Source organism: Frisingicoccus sp. (genome assembly GCA_016298055.1).
Taxonomy (GTDB): domain Bacteria; phylum Bacillota; class Clostridia; order Lachnospirales; family Lachnospiraceae; genus Frisingicoccus.
The window spans coordinates 1-3,508 of the sequence record JAEDDO010000182.1; the positions used below are offsets into that span (position 1 = coordinate 1).

Sequence of the window (3,508 nt, forward strand, 5' to 3'; positions counted from 1 at the left end):
TAGCACAAATATATTTTACTGTCGATGAGCTTTGATGGGGCAATCATTTTTTGATGGGGCAATCATTTTTTCAGTCTTGCATTTCTTGATGGTATCTTGTTCAGCTCTTTTCATGGAGCATTTCCACTTTCCCATGTTTGATGGTATTTTTTGATCGTGTTTTCATGTAAGATATCTTTATCCTTTCCTATGATGGTAAATCAAATTGATTTTTTCATGTAGATTATCCTTATTTCTCTCCATGATGGAAAAGCAAGCTGAATTTGTCATGTAAATTATCCATATTCTTTCCTGTGATGGAAAAGCAAGTTGGATTTGTCATGTAACCTATCCGTAATCCTGTCCCGTGATGGTAAAGTTCCTTAGCAGAGGTTATATTCAAGATTTCCGTTAAGGAGAGCGGCGACTGCATCATCTGCGTTTCCGGATACACCTCCATAAAGCTTAATATTTGCTGCTGCCAGAGCTGCCTGGGCACCTCCACCGATGCCACCGCAGATCAGAACATCTGTATTCAGCGCAGTCAACACACCAGCCAATGCACCATGACCGCTGTCATTCGTATCTACAATCTTTGAATCGATGATCTTTCCTTCCTGCACATCATAAACCTTGAACTGTTCAGCATGACCGAAATGCTGGAAAATCTGTTCATTTTCATAAGTCACTGCTATTCTCATAATATGTTCTCCTTTTTCTATTTTATATTGTTGATAAACCATCTGTTTGAAACAGCCAGATTGACCGCAGTTCGCACTTTGTCCGTTGCAAAGCCAGAAATCTCCGCCTTCAATCCTAAGCGGACGTCCATCTACAATAGCATCTGCCAGCTTTTTCCTCGCACTTTCATAGATTCTCTGTACCGTTGTTCTTGCAATCTGCATGAAAGACGCACATTGTTCCTGGCTGAAACCTTGTTTATCAATCAGACGGATTGTTTCATACTCATCCACAGCCAAAATGACCGGTTCTCTTTCTGTTTTCACATCAACGGGCGAAAACTCTAATATCTGCGGAAAGTGGCAGACTTTTCTGCATTTCATAGGCCTTGGCATAACACTCCCCCTTTGGAAAACCTTTTCTCACATCATAAGTCGGTTTCGGGCATATGTCAATAACATATTTGACATATACCTGAAACAAAGATATAATAATAAACAGTGCAAGGAGGAATAGAACATGGAGTTTGAAAACTATTTTCCCATATGGAATCAACTGACTGCAGATCAGAAAAATCGCATTCAAAAAGAGCTTATTACACGAAAAGTCGAGAAAGGAACCATCATTCACAATGGAAGCATGGACTGTACCGGTCTGCTTCTTGTCAAATCCGGACAGCTTCGTGCATATATTCTCTCAGATGAAGGCCGTGAGATTACCATTTATCGCCTGTTTGACAGGGATATGTGTCTGTTTTCTGCCTCCTGCATGATGCGGTCTATCCAATTTGAAATTACTATTGAAACAGAAAAGGATACCGAGCTTTGGATTATTCCGACCGAAATCTATAAAAGCATTATGGAAGAGTCCGCACCGGTGGCAAATTATACCAACGAACTGATGGCTACCCGTTTTTCTGATGTCATGTGGCTGATCGAGCAGATTATGTGGAAAAACCTTGATAAACGGGTTGCATCCTTTCTCCTGGAAGAATCTTCAATTGAAGAAAGTGATAAATTGACACTGACTCATGAAGCCATTGCCAATCATCTGGGTACACACCGGGAAGTTATTACACGAATGCTCCGCTATTTTCAAAGTGAAGGCATGGTTAAACTGTCCCGTGGTACCGTAACCATTCTTGATAAAGAGAAATTAAACCAATTAGATAACCACTAAAAGAATGCCCATCCTCAAGCACAAAACCTTGAAGATGGGCATATATTTTACTGATCCATTCCGCAGGCAGTTGTTGTTTCAATGAGACACCGGTCATGCATCACCGCATCGTAAAAACGGAATCCTCCTGAGAAGTTATAGGCTTTATATCCGTTTCCTTCCAATATACGTGTTCCGATATAGCTTCTAAGTCCACTTTGACAGATCACGTAAACAGGTTTATCTTTTTCAATCTCATCCAGACGTTCCCGAAGTTCGTCTACCGGAATATTTTTAAATCCTTCGATATGACCATTGCCATATTCTCTGACAGTTCTCACGTCTAAAAGAGTCACACTTCCATCCCGAGGCAACAAGTCAACCTCTTCCAGATGCCATTGTTTCAATATGCCTTTCGAAATATTGTCTATCATAAAACCAGCCATATTCACAGGATCCTTGGCAGAAGAATATGGTGGAGCATAGGCCAGATCCAGGTCTTTCAGCTCCGTAGCTTTCATTCCCGCATGAATCGCTGTAGCCAGTACATCGATCCGTTTGTCCACCCCTTCGTAGCCAACAATCTGAGCCCCCAGAAGACGATATGTTTCTTTTTCAAAAACAACTTTCATGGTCATCACCTTGCCTCCCGGATAATAACCGGCATGGCTCATAGGTGAAAGGATTACCGTATCTACATCGAGACCGGCTTTCCTTGCATTGGTTTCATTAATTCCCGTGGTCGCTGCTGTCATATCGAATACCTTAATGACAGAACTGCCCTGGCTGCCCGGATACCTGCTGTCACCACCACAGATATTGTCCGCAATGATGCGTCCCTGTTTGTTGGCAGGTCCTGCCAGAGAGATTAATGCTTCCTGCCCGGTCACATAATGTTTCACCTGTACTGCATCGCCGGCAGCAAAAATATCCGGTGCAGAAGTTTCCATACGGTCATTTACGACAATACTTCCTTTAATTCCCAATTCCAATCCTGCGTCTTTTGCAAGATGTGTATCCGGGGTAACGCCAATTGCCAGAACTACCATATCTGCATGCAGCGGCATCTCATCTTTCAACAAAATATCTATTCCGCCATCTTTTTCTTCAAATCCTTCTACCGTATGTCCCAAAGCAAGCTTCACTCCGTGTTTCCGCATTTCACTGTGAATCAATGATGCCATATCTGCATCAAAAGGATTCATAAGCTGTTTTGGACGCTGGACAATGGTCACATCCATGCCAAGTTCCTTTAAGTTTTCTGCCAGTTCCAAGCCGATGAAACCACCACCGGCTAATACGGCAGACTTTGGCTGATTCTTGTTGATATACTCTTTGATATGGAAGGTATCCTCTACCGTACGGAGGGTAAATACATTTTCAATTCCTACACCCGGAAGCCGTGGCTGTGTTGGCTTTGCCCCCGGAGAGAGAATCAATTTATCATAGGATTCCTCAAATTCTTCCCCGGTTTCCAGATTCTTTACAGAGATTGTTTTTTGATTCGGATGGATCGCAGTCACCTCATGATGAACTTTCATATTGATTCGGAAACGGGAAAAGAAACTTTCAGGTGTCTGAAGTGTCAGTTCTTCCGGATCCGTAATAACATCACCAATATAATACGGCAATCCGCAATTTGCGTAGGATATATATCCCGAACGTTCAAATACCGTAATTTCTGCAGTTT

The 3,508-nt window shown here is 42.2% G+C and carries 3 protein-coding genes; 1 reads left to right on the plus strand and 2 read right to left on the minus strand.

Annotated elements, in window-relative coordinates:
* Positions 1–362 precede the first annotated feature (362 nt).
* Entirely contained in the window at positions 363–1,055 is a 693-nt protein-coding gene (locus tag QZZ35_RS10120) for a DUF134 domain-containing protein (protein ID WP_291237291.1), read from the minus strand.
* Positions 1,056–1,179: 124 nt separating this feature from the next.
* Here QZZ35_RS10120 and QZZ35_RS10125 point away from each other — a divergent pair, with 124 nt between their 5' ends.
* Positions 1,180–1,839 (plus strand): Crp/Fnr family transcriptional regulator, encoded by a 660-nt coding sequence (locus QZZ35_RS10125; RefSeq protein ID WP_291237292.1) that lies wholly within the window; start codon positions 1,180–1,182, stop codon positions 1,837–1,839.
* 47 nt (positions 1,840–1,886) lie between these two features.
* Here QZZ35_RS10125 and QZZ35_RS10130 read toward each other — a convergent pair.
* Positions 1,887–3,508, minus strand: a 1,622-nt coding sequence (locus QZZ35_RS10130) for an FAD-dependent oxidoreductase (protein WP_291237293.1), incomplete at its 5' end; no start/stop codon positions are given.

Coding starts and splice junctions, on each gene's coding strand:
- QZZ35_RS10120 (WP_291237291.1), bottom strand. CDS start 1,055: ATGCCAAGGCCTATGAAATGCAGAAAAGTCTGCCACTTTCCGCAGATA.
- QZZ35_RS10125 (WP_291237292.1), top strand. CDS start 1,180: ATGGAGTTTGAAAACTATTTTCCCATATGGAATCAACTGACTGCAGAT.